Origin of the sequence: Desulfovibrio sp., assembly GCF_041907885.1 — a bacterium.
GTDB lineage: Bacteria > Desulfobacterota > Desulfovibrionia > Desulfovibrionales > Desulfovibrionaceae > Desulfovibrio.
The window spans coordinates 15850-32326 of sequence record NZ_JAYRGM010000016.1 but is presented as its reverse complement, the minus strand read 5'-3'; the positions used below and the strand labels follow the sequence as shown (position 1 = coordinate 32326).

General features: G+C 59.6%; 15 protein-coding genes. 12 read left to right on the top strand and 3 right to left on the bottom strand.

What is annotated here, in order from left to right; all coding sequences use genetic code 11:
- Positions 1 to 68: 68 nt before the first annotated feature.
- On the bottom strand, positions 69 to 1397 hold the full coding sequence (locus tag ACE3NW_RS09145) for a molybdopterin molybdotransferase MoeA (protein WP_374282627.1): 1329 nt from the start codon (positions 1395 to 1397) through the stop codon (positions 69 to 71).
- Positions 1398 to 1924: 527 nt separating this feature from the next.
- Here ACE3NW_RS09145 and ACE3NW_RS09140 point away from each other — a divergent pair.
- The 9 genes from ACE3NW_RS09140 (at position 1925) to ACE3NW_RS09100 (ending at position 11996) form a co-directional block, all read left to right on the top strand.
- On the top strand, positions 1925 to 2836 hold the full coding sequence (locus ACE3NW_RS09140) for a formate dehydrogenase accessory sulfurtransferase FdhD (protein ID WP_374282625.1): 912 nt from the start codon (positions 1925 to 1927) through the stop codon (positions 2834 to 2836).
- Positions 2837 to 2867: 31 nt separating this feature from the next.
- Positions 2868 to 3635, top strand: a complete 768-nt coding sequence (locus ACE3NW_RS09135; RefSeq protein WP_374282623.1) for a 4Fe-4S dicluster domain-containing protein — start codon at positions 2868 to 2870, stop codon at positions 3633 to 3635.
- An 83-nt stretch (positions 3636 to 3718) separates the two neighbouring features.
- The gene (locus ACE3NW_RS09130) at positions 3719 to 5827 is read left to right on the top strand and encodes an aldehyde ferredoxin oxidoreductase (RefSeq protein WP_374282621.1); all 2109 of its coding nucleotides are present in this window, start codon (positions 3719 to 3721) and stop codon (positions 5825 to 5827) included.
- Positions 5828 to 5840: 13 nt separating this feature from the next.
- A complete protein-coding gene (locus ACE3NW_RS09125) occupies positions 5841 to 6872 on the top strand; it encodes a hypothetical protein (RefSeq protein ID WP_374282619.1) in 1032 nt (343 codons plus the stop codon).
- Between the two features lie 96 nt (positions 6873 to 6968).
- Complete coding sequence (gene hmcB / locus ACE3NW_RS09120) at positions 6969 to 7970, top strand: sulfate respiration complex iron-sulfur protein HmcB (RefSeq protein WP_374282617.1); 1002 nt, start codon at positions 6969 to 6971, stop codon at positions 7968 to 7970.
- Positions 7964 to 9142 carry an NrfD/PsrC family molybdoenzyme membrane anchor subunit gene (gene nrfD / locus ACE3NW_RS09115; RefSeq protein WP_374282615.1) on the top strand — a complete coding sequence of 393 codons (1179 nt, stop codon included), beginning with the start codon at positions 7964 to 7966 and terminating at the stop codon, positions 9140 to 9142. Before hmcB ends, nrfD begins: the two co-directional genes overlap by 7 nt.
- A gap of 13 nt (positions 9143 to 9155) precedes the next feature.
- Positions 9156 to 9281, top strand: a complete 126-nt coding sequence (locus tag ACE3NW_RS09110; RefSeq protein ID WP_022658500.1) for a hypothetical protein — start codon at positions 9156 to 9158, stop codon at positions 9279 to 9281.
- A gap of 13 nt (positions 9282 to 9294) precedes the next feature.
- Positions 9295 to 9867: a hypothetical protein gene (locus tag ACE3NW_RS09105; RefSeq protein WP_374282612.1), complete on the top strand. Its 573-nt coding sequence runs from the start codon at positions 9295 to 9297 to the stop codon at positions 9865 to 9867.
- A 35-nt stretch (positions 9868 to 9902) separates the two neighbouring features.
- Entirely contained in the window at positions 9903 to 11996 is a 2094-nt protein-coding gene (locus ACE3NW_RS09100; protein ID WP_374282610.1) for a cytochrome c3 family protein, read from the top strand.
- Between the two features lie 95 nt (positions 11997 to 12091).
- On the opposite strand, the gene ACE3NW_RS09095 is transcribed toward ACE3NW_RS09100, so the two are convergent.
- Entirely contained in the window at positions 12092 to 13171 is a 1080-nt protein-coding gene (locus tag ACE3NW_RS09095) for a 4Fe-4S binding protein (RefSeq protein ID WP_374282608.1), read from the bottom strand.
- Between the two features lie 278 nt (positions 13172 to 13449).
- On the opposite strand from ACE3NW_RS09095, the gene ACE3NW_RS09090 reads away from it, so the two are divergent.
- Genes ACE3NW_RS09090 through ACE3NW_RS09080 form a run of 3 tightly spaced genes read left to right on the top strand, consistent with a single transcriptional unit; the run spans position 13450 to position 15943 of the window.
- Entirely contained in the window at positions 13450 to 14433 is a 984-nt protein-coding gene (locus ACE3NW_RS09090) for a methionine ABC transporter ATP-binding protein (RefSeq protein WP_374282606.1), read from the top strand.
- Entirely contained in the window at positions 14426 to 15121 is a 696-nt protein-coding gene (locus ACE3NW_RS09085) for a methionine ABC transporter permease (protein ID WP_374282604.1), read from the top strand. The genes ACE3NW_RS09090 and ACE3NW_RS09085 overlap by 8 nt, the downstream gene beginning before the upstream one ends.
- A gap of 45 nt (positions 15122 to 15166) precedes the next feature.
- Positions 15167 to 15943, top strand: a complete 777-nt coding sequence (locus ACE3NW_RS09080) for a MetQ/NlpA family ABC transporter substrate-binding protein (RefSeq protein WP_374282602.1) — start codon at positions 15167 to 15169, stop codon at positions 15941 to 15943.
- 111 nt (positions 15944 to 16054) lie between these two features.
- Here the strand turns inward: ACE3NW_RS09080 and ACE3NW_RS09075 are convergent, their stop codons facing one another.
- On the bottom strand, positions 16055 to 16276 hold the full coding sequence (locus ACE3NW_RS09075) for a YgdI/YgdR family lipoprotein (protein WP_374282600.1): 222 nt from the start codon (positions 16274 to 16276) through the stop codon (positions 16055 to 16057).
- Positions 16277 to 16477 lie beyond the last annotated feature (201 nt).

The following is a 16477-nucleotide window of genomic DNA, read 5'->3' as shown; positions in this document are numbered from 1 at the left end:
TAGCCACGGCCCTGCACCAGTGCAAGCGGCGCAGCGGAAAGGGAAGGCTGGCCGCAGCCATGTACGTATCAGGCAAAAAGCCGCACGCGCAGGGCAGCGCCCCGCCGCAGGCCGCCCCTGTTTGCAGCAGCGCTGCCGGGCATGGTTATCCAGCCGTGCATATCGCGCAGCACGGCGGTTTTGCCTGTCCCCGCGTCAACGGGCCAGGCGGTCAGCCGTCCGTTTTCGGGCCGCAGCATAACGGGGTAGTGGGTGGGGGCAGTTCCTTCTACCGGCAGGGCCAGACCAAGGCGGGCCAAAACGGTGGGCTGGCTGCCCGTAAACTGCTGGGCGGTCTGCTGCCCGCCAAGCCTGCGCAGCAGGGGGGCCAGAAAAACCTGTGCCGCCAGGGCCAGGCTGAGCGAATGCCCCGGCAGGCCCCATATGCTGGTCTGCCCCACTCGGGCAAGGGTAAGCGGGCGGCCACTGCTCACGCGCTGGTCGTGCCCGAAAATATGGCAGCATGGCAGCCCGGCAATGGCCTGTGCGGTGAAGTCACGTTTGCCACCCGATGATCCGCCAATAACCACTATCACATCACAGGGGCTTGGCCCGTCTGGCAGGGCCGTGATCAGATACCGTTTCAGGGCGTCAATATTGTCCGGCACTGTGCCAAGGTGCAGGCAGCGCGCGCCAAGGGTGGCGGCCAGCGCCTCCAGCAGCAGGGCATTGGTGCTGGTCTGGCGCGCGGCAAGGCTGGTGGCGGATAAGGGGGCGCAAAATTCATCGCCAGTGGCAAGAATGCCCAGCACCGGCTGCCGGTGTACCGGCACGTGCTGAAAAAACTGGGCCAGCAGCGCAAGCTGGTGTGCGCCCAATTTTGTTCCCGCCTTTGCCAGCAGCGCTCCCTGAGGCACATCCGCCCCACGGGCCAATACATGCTGACCGGCGGCGCAGGGGCGGCTAACAGCCACCAGCGTCTGCTCGTCGAAGGGCGGCGGCGTGTTCGTCTGAAGGGAATCTTCACGCTGTGCGTCTGATTGCGGGCAGCACTGCACCGTGTGTTCCTGCATGACCACGGCATCCGCGCCGTTCGGCAGGGGGCCGCCGGTGTACACCCGCCATGCCTCGCCCGCATGCAGATTGCCGCCACAAGCCTCGCCCATGCGGCATTCGCCAGCCAGCCGCAGCTTTGCGGGCTTGAGCGGGCTGGCCACGGCCACATCGGCAGCCCGCACAGCGTAGCCATCGCGGGTAGAACGATTGTCGGCAGGGCAGGGCAGGGGCGCGCAGTTATCCTCGGCAAGCACCCTGCCAAGAGCCGCAGCTATGGACACCGATTCTGCGGGCAGGGGCGCAGCCTCGGCAATAAAAGCGGCAAGCTCCGCTGTTTCCCGCAGGCAAAAAAAGTGGGACACGGGCAAACCTTCCTTGTTGCACCGGCCTCAAAAAAAGATAGTGCCGACTTATGTAATTATAGTAAGTTGCGAGGTTTTTGTAAATATTGTTTTATTTAAGTGTGTTACGAATTATCCTGTTGAGTGAAAAATTGCACATTCGCTTGACGGCAGGGCGTGATTTTTCTAAGCTTTGATCACGCAAACAATAAAAACCATGCAAATTTATTGAAAAGTTTAATGTGTAATCAGCACGTTACACGAGAAGAATAAATTTCAAGCGGCAGCCCCCCCACCGCTCATGGCAGCAGCTGGTTCAGGTATGTATCTTCACCTGTCCCCAGGTACAAGGCATTTGGCAGAATGCGTACGCTTGGGAAGCTTGTTGCGGAAGAAATGTAAAAAAATAAAAATATTTCAGCGTACAGGTTTTTGCCTTGCGGGGTGAAACCCATTGCCTGAAAACCTTCGCGCTGCCCGTTGGCCGCACGCAGGGAACGCCCGTTTCGCATGGCCGAGGCAGGCACATATGATAAGGAAGGGGTTTTATGGCGCTGCTCAAAAACAGACCGGCTGGTGAGGTGTTGCCCCTGGCATCGCCCCCAGCCACTGTGCGCAAATATGATATTTTGACCTACAGCAATGGCAAGGTTGCCCCCGCCGTCTTTTTGTCGTGCCGGGAGCAGACGCTGACGGTACACGTCAACGGCGTGCCCTTTGTGCGGGTGGCCTGTTCGGGCCAGCACTTGCGGTATTTTGTGCCGGGTTTTCTCTATTCGTGCGGGGTCATCAACAGTCTGCACGATCTGGCCGGGGTGGATGTAACGCCCCTGCCCGCTGCCACCGCAGATTGCGGAGGCGAGGCCAAGCTGGCTGATAAGGCTGATACTGCAGAAGAAGTACGGGTTGATGTGCTGCTGCGGGGGGCCTGCTGTAGCAAGGCGGCCAGCTCTACAGGGCAGGCCGCCCCAAGGCTCACCATCACCTCTGCCATGGGCTGGAACATTCCGCTCTCTGCCCGCCATCTGCCCGTCATGCCGCGTGCGCAGGTTCCCACCTGGGATCCGCAGGTTATTCTGCGTGGTGCGCACGAGCTGGAAGAACGCTCAGAAATATTCCACCAGACCGGCGGCTGCCACAATGCCGCCCTGCTCAACAGGCAGGGCATGGTATTTTATTGCCTTGATATTGGCCGCCACAACGCCATCGATACCCTTGTGGGCTACATGCTGGTTGAGGGGCTGAACCCCGCTGACCACATGATTATCAGCAGCGGGCGTATCGCTTCTGAAATAGCGCAAAAGGCCGTGCGCATCGGCGTGCCGGTTTTTGCCTCCCTTTCTCGCGCCATGTCGCGCGCCGTTGATCTGGCGCGTGCAAGCGGGTTGACTCTGCTGGGCAATGTTAAGTCTGGCAGCATGCACATATATCATGAAAACGGGCAGCTGGTGCTGCCGTGATGCCATTGTCGATCATGACAAGGAGCGCTGTATGGCTGATATGTTGAGCAAACTGAAACGTGCCGATGAAGATCTGCTGCTCGAAAACCTTTCGCGCCGTGGTTTCATCAAGGTAACGTCGTGTGCGGCACTTGGGCTGGCCACCTTGCGGGCCTCTGAGGCCCTGGCCACCATGAAGGCTTCGCCACTGGTGATTATGGAAAAAGCGGCGGGCATGATTGTGGGCGACCCCACCCTGTGCGTGTGCTGTCAGCGCTGCGAGCTGGCCTGTACGGAATTTAACGACGGCAAGGCCGACCCCAAGCTTGCGCGCATCAAAATAAGCCGCAACGCCATGTTTGGGCCCGAAGGCGGGCTCGAAAACACCACCAAGGGCATCTACGGCTCTGGCTCGCTGGTGATTCAGGATACCTGCAAGCAGTGCCCGCACCCGGTTCCGTGTGCCACGGCCTGCCCGCAAAACGCCATTGTTGCCCAAAGGGGCACGGGCACGCGCATGGTGCTCAAAGACCGCTGCGTGGGCTGCCGCCTGTGCCAGAAGGCCTGCCCCTGGGGCGTGATGACCTTTGATGAAGAGCAGGGCAAGGCCGACAAGTGCTTTTTGTGCAATGGCGCGCCCAAGTGTGTGGAAGCCTGCCCCGCAGCCGCCCTGCGCTATGTGCCCTGGAGCGACCGCACCCGCGAGGCCACCACGCGCGGCTCGTTCTCGATGATGATTCCCGATGACCGCCGCGCCGCCTGCAACGCCTGCCATGTGGAATCGCCCGGCGGGCCGCGTAACCTCAAATACGAGCAGTAGCGCACACCCTTTGCGCCGCACAGATTACGGCGCAGAGCGGGCATTCACAGGAATTACGCTCCATTTGCGAGCTGGAGGAATTTATGGCCAGAAAATTCGGCGGCTATCAGGGCAAGGGCCTGCGGGTCAACCTGAGCACGGGCCGCATCACTGTTGAGGACACCTACAAGTATCTTGATGTCATTGGCGGCACGGGCCTGGGCTACAAGGTGTTTTGGGACGAAGTTGCGCCCAAAACCAAGGCCTATGACGAAGCCAACAAGATCGTATTTGCCGTGGGGCCGCTGGCCGGCACGGGCGCGTTGTGCAGCGGGCGTACCGCTGTTACCACCATCATGCCTGTTTCGTGGCCGCAGCACCTTATCGGTTCGGGCCACATGGGCGGCAACTTTGCCGAACACCTGAAATACGCGGGCTACGACTTTCTCATTATCGAAGGCAAGGCCGACCGCCCCGTGTGGCTGCACGTGCGCGACGGCAAGGCCTGGCTTAAAGATGCCAGCCATGTGTGGGGGCAGGGTACGCGCCGCACCACCCGCGTGATCAGTGAAGAAGTGGGCGCGGACGGCACTGTTGCCGCCATCGGGCCCGCCGGTGAAAATCTGGTTCCGTATTCCGTGGTGGTCAACAGCCGTGCTCACACGGCGGGCTGCGGCATTGGTGCTGTCATGGGCTCCAAGATGCTCAAGGCCATTGCCCTTCAGGGCAGCCAGCCCGTACACATTGCGGGCGACAAGGCCGAGTGGGAAAAGCTCATCAACTACCACCGCACCATCATTGGGGCCAACAACCAGCATGTGGTTCCCAGTTTTCCCAGCCCGCTCTTTGAGTACTGGGATGCCGGTTCCCGCTGGGTGGGCGCGCCGGGCAAGCGCTGGGGCGCGTCTGAGGCTCCTGTTACGCTTACGGGCGACGTGCGTTCGCTCAACCGCATTTCGTACCGCACCAACAATGCCGCCTACTTTTTGGGTGACAACGTGTGGCAGTACACCGTGCGCAACAACGGCTGTTTTTCCTGCCCCATCCGCTGCTACACCGTGATGAAGGACGAAGACACGGCGGCCAAGTTTGGCGTCAGCCCCATCCAGTTCAACACCTGCGTGGGCATGTTTGGCGGGCGCGAGTGGTTTCCCAAGCTTACCCGCAAAAAGAACGATCTGGCGCGGCAGGCCGGTTTTGTGGGCATTGAGCTCATGGATGATCTGGGCGTGTGGGAAAACTACGGCCAGCTGTTCCGCGACTTCAGCACCATGTACGAAGACGGCATCTGGAAGCAGAAGCTGGGCGCAGACGAATACAAGTCCATTCCCTGGGACATGGTGGACGCCTGCAACCCCGAATTCATCAAAACTGCCGTGCATCGCATTGCCTACAAAGAGGGCGAGTTTGGCCAGCTCTTGGGCATGGGCACTGGCTATATGCTTGAAAAAATGGGTATTCCTGAAGAAAAGTGGAAGGACGACCACCGTACCGTCTACTGGAAGATGGGGCATCCCAAGCACCACGCCAACGAGGACGATGGTCAGGCCGGGTGCGTCATCAATACCCAGTACAACCGCGACCCCATGTGCCATTCCAACTGCAACTTTGTGCGCAGCGGTTTGCCCATTGATGTGCAAAAGCGCCTTGCCGAGCATTTCTGGGGTTCTGCCGACGCGGTGGATGCCATCGGCGATTACAAGCCCACCAACAAATACAAGATGATCCGCGCCAAGTGGTCCATCGAGCGCAAGGAACTGCACGACATGCTTTCGTTCTGCAACTGGATGGGGCCGTGGATATCCACCCCCAACAAGCAGGATGGCTACATGGGTGATAACAGCCTTGAAAGCAAGTATTATCGCGTTCTTACCGGCCATAATCTGGACGTCAAGGAACTGGACCGTTGCGCCGAGCGTGCCTTTAATCTGCACCGTGCCTACACCGCGCGTCAGATGCAGACAACAGACATGCGCAAAAAGCACGACCAGTACCCCAACTGGCTGTTTGAAGACAAAAAAGACAAGGCCCCCTTCACCAAGGGTACCATTCGTATGGACAAGGCCGATATCGAAAAGAGCCTCGACCTCTTCTACGAAGTGCAGGGTTGGGACGTGAAGACCGGCCTGCCCGGGGCGAACCATTACCGTTCGCTGGGCCTCAACGATGTGGCCGATACCATGACCAAGGAAAAGCTGGTTCCCGGCGCGTAACCTTGGAGAATCTATGAGTAACCAGAATCAGGGCCAGAATCAGGCGCAGCTTGCCGCCCCCCTTGACGGGGGCGGCGAAGCCGCTGCGCAAACAGGGCAGACCGGCGGCCATGCCCCCGCAGTGGAGCAAACGGAGCAGGCCGGTGATCAGCAGCTGGTAAACCAGCGCAAGGCCGACACGGTGCTGCTGGTGGAAACGCTGGCCGATTTCAGCAGTGACGAGCGCCTTGTAACCGCCGACGAACTGCTGGCAGCCTTTATGGAGCGCGCGGCGGCCACGCCGCCCGTTACCGTTGCCCAGGTGCGCCAGGAGCTGGAAAGCCTGCCCGACCCCCGTTTTGAAGGGCCGGATTCGCAGACCGTGGCCGCAGACATGGCCCGCATCAAGGCCATGGAAAAAGCCCAGCCCGGATCTGCTCCCGACCCGGAAGTGCCGGGCCTGCGCAAAACACGCCGCCTGCTGAGCCGCAGGCAGTTGCTGAGTTCGCTGCTGCACCCCGCAGAGGCTTTGGCTGTTCCGGCTGAGGCTGGGGAGCCGGTGGCCGGGCTGGCTACAGAAACGGCCACAGAAACGGCTACAGAAAAGGCAGCACAGGCCGCAGCCGCCCCGCGCGTGATTGAGCGCGAGTATGCGGCGGCCCTGCTGGCCGGGCTGCTGGCCGAAAACGAAGATGTGGCGGTTTTTACCGCTTGGGATAACAGGGAATACTACCACTACAAGCCGCAAATGAGCAGCCTGTATGCCCGTATTCTTTCCACGGGCAATAACAGAATGGTGCAGATCGCAAGCGTGGTGCGCGAGAGCTCACGCGACTACCCCCGGCCTGTACCCCTTGAGATATTTGAGTATCCGCCCTTTCTTTTTGAGGCAGAGGCCTTGCAGCAGTGCCTGCGCGACATGGCTGAAAATGCGGAATACGCCGACATCAGGTTTACAGAAAGCTCTGTGGGCACGGTGTATCTGTATTCCGCGCAGTATCTTGATGAGGATTACGCTGCCTTTCTGGCAGAAAATGAGGATGTGGGCGCTATTGCCAGCCCATAGCCGCAGGGTGCGTGTTTACGGCGCCGCCTTGGCGGCTTGCCCCATGGCAGAAATGGGGCATGAAGTGATGCAATGCGCAAGCAGGGGAGGATCGCCATGCGGCGCAGACAGTTTTTGAAAATATTGGGCATGGGCGGCGTGGCCGGAGCGGCGCTTCCCGGCACTGCCGGGGCCGCCCGCTTTGCCCTGGATGGAAGCCCAGATGCCGTGGGCGTGCTGCACGATTCGGTACGCTGCATTGGCTGCCGCAAGTGCGAGGAAGGCTGCCAGAAGGTCAATGCCGACGTGCTGCCCCCGCTGGAAAAGCCCGCTGACGACAGCTCTGTTTTTGAGCAGACCCGCAGGCCGACCTTCAGGGCCTACACGGTTGTCAATAAATATGAACCTCAAGGGCACGCGCCCGTGTTCCGCAAGTTGCAGTGCAATCACTGTCAGGAACCGGCCTGCGCCTCGGCCTGTTTTGTCAAAGCCTTTGTGAAAACAGAGCAGGGGCCGGTGGTGTACAATCCCAAGCTGTGCGTGGGTTGCCGCTACTGCATGATGGCCTGTCCGTTTTACGTGCCGGCTTACGACTACAACAATGCCTGGAATCCGCTGGTGTACAAATGCACCATGTGCGCCCCGCGCCTCAAGGAAGGCAAGCTGCCCGGCTGTGTGGAGGCCTGCCCCAAGGAGGCCCTGGTTTTTGGCAGGCGCAGCGACCTCATAAAGCTGGCCCGCCGTCGTATCATGGACAACCCCGGCATGTACGAAGACCACATTTACGGCGAGCTTGAAATGGGCGGCACCAACTGGCTGTATCTTTCGCCCGTGGCGCACGCCGAGCTGGGGCAGCCGGATGTGCCCGCTGTTTCCGCGCCGGAGCTTACACGCGGCATGCTCGGATCCATCGCTGTAATTGCGGGCGTGTGGCCGGTGATACTGGGCGGCGCGTATTCCATGAGCAAGCACTATAAAAAAATGGTGGAGCAGGCCCGCCGCGAGGGCGCGCAGCAGGCACAGGGGCAGGCTGCCCCTGCCGACAGCCAGGCACAAGCAAGAGGCTGCACACCCGCTGACGATAATCCCGATAAGGGCCAGGGAGGCGGAAAATGCTGAAGCCTTCGGAACTGCTGAAAAATACGCTGGGCCTGCTCAACACGCCGGGCAACATCATTACCGCCGTCATTCTGTTTTGCGGAGCAGTGGCCACGGTCATGCGCTTTGGCTGGGGCATTGGCGCGGTTACCAATCTTGACGACTACTACCCCTGGGGCCTGTGGATAGGTTTTGACCTGTTGTGCGGGGTGGCTCTGGCTGCTGGCGGTTTTACGCTGGCGGCGGGCTATTACATCTTCGGGTTCAGCAATCTGCGCTCCATGTGGCGGCCCGCGCTGACCACGGCGTTTTTTGGCTATGCCTTTGTCATTGCCGATCTTTTGTACGATGTGGGCCAGCCGTGGCGGCTGCCGTACCCGGTCTTTGTATCACAGGGTACTACCTCGCTGCTGTTCACCGTGGGCGTGTGCGAGTTCTTTTACCTCTGCGTCATGGCCGTGCTGTGGTTTGTGATTCCCTGCGAGTGGCTTGGCTGGCAAAAACTGCGCGCCATGCTCATGAAGCTGGTCATGCCGCTGGTGGCGCTGGGCATCATACTTTCCACCCTGCACCAGTCTTCGCTGGGCGGGCTGTATGTGATGGTTCCCTCAAAAATGCACCCCCTGTGGTATTCATCGTGGCTGCCGGTGTATTTTTTTGTTTCAAGCCTCTACGCCGGGCTCAGCATGGTGATTTTTGAGGGCACGCTGGCCCACGCTGGAATGCACAAATATATGGATGACAACCACGCCAAAAGCTTTGACGGCGTGAGCCTGAGCCTTGCACGCGGCGCATCGCTGCTGCTGATGGGCTATTTTGTCATAAAGATAGGCGGTCTTACGCTTGACAACGGCTGGAAGCATGTGTTTAGCGGTTACGGCCTGCTGTGGCTGCTTGAGATGGCGCTGGTCATTGTGCCTGCCTTCATGTTTGCCGTGGGCGTGCGTGAACGGCGTTACGGCCTTATCCGGCTGGCGGCGGGGCTTGCTGTTTTTGGGGTCATGCTCAACCGCATGGATGTGAGCCTTGTGGCCTACAACTACAATCTGCCATCGCAGCTCAAGTATTTTCCCTCGCTGGGTGAAATTACGCTTTCGCTGTTCATGCTGGTGGGGCTGGTGACCGTGTACCGCTTTGTGTGCGCCAAAATGCCCGTGCTGCGCGATCACCCCGATTACAAACCCGAAGCCTGACAGGGAGAATGCCATGCAGACGGTATTTTACTCGCTTTACGCCTCCCTCATGTCCGGTACGGGCTGGATGTTTATATTCATCTGCTTTGCCCTGTTCGGTCTGCTGGGCTTTTACCTTTTTCTGAACGGCAAGGATTAGGCTGGAGCAAGCAATGACAACGCTTATTTCATTTCTTACCGGCTGGGGCCTGTTTGTGTCCCTGTTGGGATGCCTCGCTGGGTGCGTGTTGCGTCTGCGCCAGTGCAGGGCCAACGGTTGCGCTACCGACCATTTTGTGGCCCGCTGGCGCGCCCGACTTGTGCCCCTTGATCTGCTGCGCGGCCAGTGGCCCGTGCATGTACTGGTTAATGACGTAATATTCTGGCTGCTGTTTATCGCCCTTGTGGTGGTGCTGTTTGCCCCCGGCCACGCTGTGCTTATCGGGCGCGGCATGGGCCTTGACTGGCCGGGCATGGCCTTTCGCTGGGCCGACGGCCTTGCCATGGTGCTGCTGTTTGGGGCGCTGGCCCTGCCGTTGCGTCACCTGTTGCTGGCCGATCTGCGCACCTCTGCCACAAAGGCCGACTGGCGGCTCATGGGCCTGCTGGTGATGCTGCCCCTTACCGGCCTGCTGGCTCGGTCTGGCATGCCGGGCTATGGATTATGGCTGTTGCTGCACCTTGTTGCCGGGCACATCATTTTGTGGTGTGCGCCCCATTGCCGGTTTGCACGGTTGCTGCGCTGATGGTTTTTTTGATCAAAGTCCCCAGGGGGGAGTTAATGCGAACCACATGTAGTACAGCCCTGGTTTCTGTTTGCGCCCGGCGGTTTATGGCCGTCAGCGCGCTGCTTGCCGTGGTGCTGTGTTTTGCCGCGCCCGATGTACGGGCGGGCGAATCTGCGCCCCTTGCGGGCAATGTTGTGTACCTGGGCGGCCAGCGTGCCAAAGAACTCAAAATGCCCGTTGTGGCCTTTGACCACGCGGCCCACGCCAAGGCCAACGCCTGTGCCAGCTGCCACGCGGCTGCCCCCGGCGTGGAGAAAAACAGTGCGGGCCTGCCGGTCAACATCATGCAGACGCCTGTGTTCAGCGCCTTTGCCGGTGTGGCCTCCAGCGACAAGGACGAGCGCAAGATGGCCTTTCACGCTGCCTGCGCCACGTGCCACGCCCAAAAGGGCTCTGGCCCTTCGCTGGCCCAGTGCCGCAACTGCCACAGCGTTGACGACACGGCCCGGCTGCCCGTGCAAAAGCCCTTCAAGCCGCAAATGGATGCCTCGCTGCACCAGCGGCATCTGACATCCGGGGCTTTTCCGGCCAGGCCGCAGGCCGGGCTGGCAGCGGGAGCCATTATGGCGGAAAATGATCCGCAGCGCTGTGTGGCCTGTCACCATGCCAAGGGTTTTGCGCCCAGCCTGCCGCCCACGGTGGATGCCTGTCGCACATGCCACGCCAGTGGCCCCGGCACGGCGCTTGCCACCAGGGATGCCGCCTTTACGCCGCCGCCCCTGCGTGCCGCCGCGCACGAGGTGTGCATGAAGTGTCACGCCGCTCTTGCAGAGCAAAAGCAGCCGCACGGGCCGGTGGATTGCGCCACCTGTCACGACAAGGCGCGTTTTGAGGCTTTGCCCCGATTTGAGGCAAGCCCCTCCATCATGACCATGGACAGGCCCACCGGCGTGGTACTCAGCGACAAGGTTACGCCGCCACAGGTTCCGCTTGCGCCCATATACCCCAAGGGCTCCAAGTGGGCCACGGCCATGCCTGCCGTGCCCTTTGATCACAGCCTGCACGAAAGGGCGCTGAACTGTGTGGATTGTCACCACACCAGCGTCAAGCAGGCCTGCATTACCTGCCACACGCCCAACGGTGATCCCAAGGGCAAGAACATTCCTCTGGCGCAGGCCATGCACTCGGTTACGTCCAAAAACTCCTGTGTGAGCTGCCATACCAGCCTCACAACCGCTGCGCCGGAATGCGCAGGCTGTCATACGCCCCGGCCCGTGAGCAAGAGCGGCAACAACTGCGCCTTCTGCCACCGCGCCGCCCCCGGCGTAAAGGGCACCATGGGGCTGATGCTGCCGAGCAATCTGCCCACGGCGCGGCCCGCAACCGCTGAAGCTTCAGGCTCGGTGGCTCTGGAAACCCCGGCACTGCCGCAGACCCTGCCCGCGCCCTCTGCGCAGGCAGCCCAGCAGGATGCCAAGCTCGCGTCGTCGGCCATCCTGCTGCCTGTGGAAGCCTCGGTTAAGGCTGCTGCCAAGCAGGCTGCCGATTCCGAAGTTCTGCTCGCGCCTTCGGCCATTCTTTTGCCGCCGCCGGACAAAAATTCCGCAGCAAAGCCCGACCCCGTAGCCAATGCCGCTGCGGCAAAGGTGCTGCAACCAGCGGGTTCTGTTCCCTCTGTCTCTGCTGCCAATGCTGCCCAGCCTGCCGCTGACGTGTCCGAAGCGCCCAAGCTTGGCCCGGTTTCTGACGGTCTGCCCGACAAGGTGCGCATAGAGCTCATGAGCAGGGAATTCCGCCCTGTGGATTTTGCCCACGGCCAGCATCTGCAAAAGCTGCGGGCAGCCATTGGCCGCAAGGCCCCTGGCTTGCAGGGCATGCACGCCAAGGATGGCCTTGAATGCGCGGCCTGCCACCACAACAGCCCGCGCCTCAAGCCGGGCATGACGCCGCCCAGATGCGTTTCGTGCCATCCGGCAAGCCTGCCCACCGGCACAACCACCATGCCCGACGGCAGGCCCCTGCTCAAGGCGGCCTACCACCAGCGCTGCATGGACTGTCACACCCGCATGAAGGTTGAAAAACCCCGTGCAACCGATTGCCAGGCCTGCCATATCAAGCGTGATCCGGCAGAAGCGCCGGTATGGTAAGATAAAGGGTTAGAGCCCGATCAAAGAATAAGACATGGCGGCAAAGGGAGCACCTTTGCCGCCATGTCTGTTTTGCCTGTCAGCCGTAAAGCCCGCTACCCGCCAAACTGGATCATATGAAAGCGCCGCAGCATGGCTGGGGGAATTTCGGACGTCCAGTGCCCGGTGTACACTGCCCATACGTATGCGCCCAGCAGCACCACAAGGCAGCCAGCTGCAACAGTCCAGAACGGTACGCGGCTTCCCCCCGCCGAAAGATGGAGGCAGTCTTGTTGCGGGCAGGCTTCAATACAGGCTGTGCAGCCGAGGCATTCTGGCGAATTGACGCGCAGCTTCTGGTGTACGGCAATGGCCGAGGGGCAGACGCGCTGGCAGCGGCGGCAGGTAGTACAGGTTGCCGCATTGCGGCGTACCGCTATGGGGCTAGCCAAGGCAAGAATGCCCAAAAAAGCGCCATAGGGGCATAAAAATCTGCACCACGCATTGCGCACCACAAGCGAGGCCGCCACAATCACGCCAACCACCACAAGGGTTGTGGCCGAGGCGTGCAAAAAGAAAAACAGCATGCTTGAATCGGCCACCATGTTGAAGGGCGCTCCCATGAAGGCATTTATTTCGTCCACGCCCATGGCAATCAGGCTGAAGTAGCACAGCAAGGCCAGCGGAATATACTTGAGCGCCTGTAGGGCCAGCTCGACCCTGCGCGGCGGGGTGCGGCTCAGGCCCAGCCGCTGGCCCAGGCAGCCCAACAGATTGGAAACAAAGCCCACAGGGCAGATATAGCCGCAAAAACCCTTGCGGAACAGCAGGGCCATGAGGGCAATGGCCAGAAAAAGCGTGAGCCCGGCGGGGTGTACGGCGTCCCACTGGCCGGTTTCAAACAGGCGGCGGGCTGCCATAAGCTCGCTGATGGGCAAAAAGCCCTCCACAGAGGGCGGCTTGGGCGTGAAGGTTTGGCTCTGCCCGGTAGCCCACAGCACGTAGAGGTAAAAATTATAGCCCACCCAGGCGAGAAAGACGGCAAAGGCCCCCTGGATACCACGCCGCAGCAGGGTGGGCGTAATGCGGCGCTGCCGGTGGGCGGAAGAAGGGGCGTGGTGTGCGGGCGTGTTGGTACTGGCTGGCGCGGTGGAATGGGAATCGGGAACAGAGGGGGATTCGGGGTTGTGTGGCATATGGAAAAATCCTTTCAGACTGTTCAGGTAAACAATTGCGCCACTGGTTGTGTCACCATTGCGGGCAGCTGTCCATGCCTGCGGTCACACCTCAAACATACCCGCTCAAACATACCCGCAAGCCGCCGCTTGCGAGGCCCCGGCAGGCGGCTTGATTTTGCTCTGCTCCTTGAGGTATAATGCCGGGTTATTCATGCTGTGCCTGCGTGAATTCTTTACTTTCGCTGGCAAATATCGCATTGTCTGGCGACACCGAAAACAGGCTCAGGAACCATCGCATGATTCAGGTAACCAATCTTGGCAAGTTCTACGGAAGCCACCTTGTGCTGCAAGACATCAATATGCATGTGCATGAGGGGGAAATTTTTGGCATTGTGGGACATTCTGGCGCGGGCAAGTCTACCTTGTTGCGCTGCCTTAATGGTCTTGAACCCTATCAGATGGGCAGTGTCAAAGTGATGGGTGTTGAAGTTGCCTCGCTTGAGGCAACGGCCCTGCGTGAGCTGCAAAGCAAGATGGGCATGATTTTTCAGAATTTTAATCTCATGTCGCGCAAAAACGTGTTCGACAACGTGGCCTTTCCGCTTTCGCTGTGGGGCAGCCCCAACCGCGAAGAACGCGTCATGGAGCTGCTGGAGCTTGTGGGCCTGGCCGACAGGGCCAAACAGCGGGTGCAGAGCCTGAGCGGCGGGCAAAAGCAGCGTGTGGGCATTGCCCGTGCGCTGGCGCTCAACCCCCGCGTGCTGCTGTGCGACGAAGCCACATCTGCCCTTGACCCCAAAACCACGTCGTCCATTCTTGATCTGCTGGAAGACATCAACAGGCGGCTTAACCTCACCATCATCATGGTTACGCACCAGATGGAAGTGGTCAAACGGCTGTGCCACGGCCTGCTTATGCTCGACGGCGGCAAAACCGTGGCCATGGGCAAGACGGAAAACCTCTTTCTGTCGCCCACCAAGGAAATGCAGGCCATGGTCGAGGACGAGTACACGCTCATACCCGGCGGCACCAATATTCGCCTCATGTTTCCGCGCGAGATTTCGCAGCAGAGCGTTATCACCCAGATGGCGCGCGCCCTGGGTATTGATTTTTCCATCGTTGGCGGCAAGCTTGAGCGCTATCTTGATGATGTTTTTGGTTTTCTTATCATCAACGTGCAGGATAAAGACCTGGACGCGGTGTTGCACTATCTGAAAACGCAGAACCTGTTCTGGGAAATTCTGGCCTATTCTGAAGACGCGGGTGAACAGCATGATTGAGAACATGAGCGGCCTTGCGGCCTACTACCCGCTGTGGGAGCGGTTTCTTGAAAAATTGCCGGAAATTGTCACGGCAACCTGGGAAACCCTTGATATGGTGCTGCTCTCCACGCTGTTTTCGCTGCTGTCGGGCTTTTTGCTGGCGATTCTCATGATTGTGACCAATCCCATTGGCCTCAAGCCCAACCGCTCGGTGTATCAGGCTGTGGATTTTGTGGTGAACCTGCTGCGCTCGTTCCCCTTTATCATTCTGCTTATCGCCCTTATTCCCTTTACCCGCTTTGTGGTGGGTACATCCATCGGCAGCGCGGCGGCCATTGTGCCGCTGACCATCGCGGCAGCGCCCTTTGTGGCGCGGCTGATCGAAACCTGCTTTCTTGAGGTGGACAGGGGCGTTATTGAGGCGGCGCGCTCTTTTGGGGCCAGCAATACGCAGATCATCTTTCGCGTGCTGATTCCAGAGGCTTTGCCTTCCATTGTGCTGAATGTGGCGGTTATTGCCATTACGCTGCTGGGGTATTCGGCCATGGCCGGAACCGTGGGCGGCGGCGGGCTGGGCGATCTGGCCGTAAAATACGGCTACAACCGCTTTCAGGTCGATATAATGGTGTATTCTGTCATTATTCTTTGTCTTCTTGTGCTGCTCATACAGGGCGTGTGTAATTTTCTTTACAAGATATTGCGCTAGGCCTGTTGGCTATTTTCTACCCCCTTTATCCTTGCAGGAGCGCTTATGAAACGTCTGCTTTTGTCTCTGGCCATGGTTCTGGCGCTGGCCGCCCCTTCGTTCGCCGCTGAAGACATCGTTGTCGGCGTGACCCCCTTCCCGCATAAGGACATTATGCTGGCGGCCAAGCCCCTGCTGGCCAAGGAAGGTTACAACCTGGTCATCAAGGAATTTACCGACTACGTGCAGCCCAACATGGCCCTGGCCAGCAAGCAGCTGTTCGCCAACTTTTTCCAGCACGAGCCCTACCTTGACAACATGAACAAGGAAAAGAAGCTTGACCTTGTTTCCATCGGCAAGGTGCATATCGAGCCCCTGGGCGTGTACTCCAAAAAGATCAAGAAGCTTGCCGACCTCAAGAAAGGCAACAGCATCTCTGTGCCCAACGACCCCACCAACGAAGCCCGCGCCCTGCGCCTGCTTGAAGCCAACGGCGTTATCACCATCAAGCCCGGTGCCCTCGTGACCGTGGCCGACATCACCAAGAATCCCCTGGGCCTCAAGTTCCACGAACTGGACGCCGCCCAGCTGCCCCGCACCCTGGACGACGTGACCGCCTCGGTCATCAACACCAACTTTTCTGGCGAAGCCGGCCTTGTTCCTGCCCGTGACGCCCTTGTGATGGAAGGCAGCGAATCTCCCTACGCCAACATTGTGGTTGTGCGCAGCGAAGACAAGGACAGCCCCAAGGCCAAGGCCCTCATGAAGGCCGTGCAGTCTCCCGAAGTGAAGGCGTACATCCAGAAGAATCTGGTTGAACGCGGCATCGTGCCCGTGTTCTAGCCGATACGCTACAGCATAAAACAAGGCAGCCGCCTTACGGTTCCCAAGTGTGGGCTGTAAGGCGGCTGCTCTTTTGTGCCTGCGCCGCGCGGGCGGTCAGGCAAAATGCCATTAAGCCAGGGGGCGAACCTGCTTGAGGTCTTCGCGGGGAATGGTGTGGGTTTTGCCGGTTTCGTCCTCAAAGCTCACGGAATCGTTTTCGGGATTGATAACGGGCTTCTTGGTGCCGATGTAGACAGAGTAGTCCTTGGTAACGGCAATGTACTTGGAGCCACAGGCGGTGAGCATAAAGGTGCTCATCAGCAGGGCAAGGATCAGGGCGATTTTCTTCATGGCGTAACATCCTCGGCTGTTGCAAAAAAATGGGGCCTGCAAGCAGGCCCATGCATGACGTGTTAAAGCGCATGCTCTCCTTCGCGCCGCTTGTCAACATGCAACATTCTTTTGCAAGCCATGCAGGCATGTTTTGCATGCGCAGAGGCCCGCAGCCGTAGGATGAAATAAAATTAAATTTTTTGAACGGTTGCGACTTGC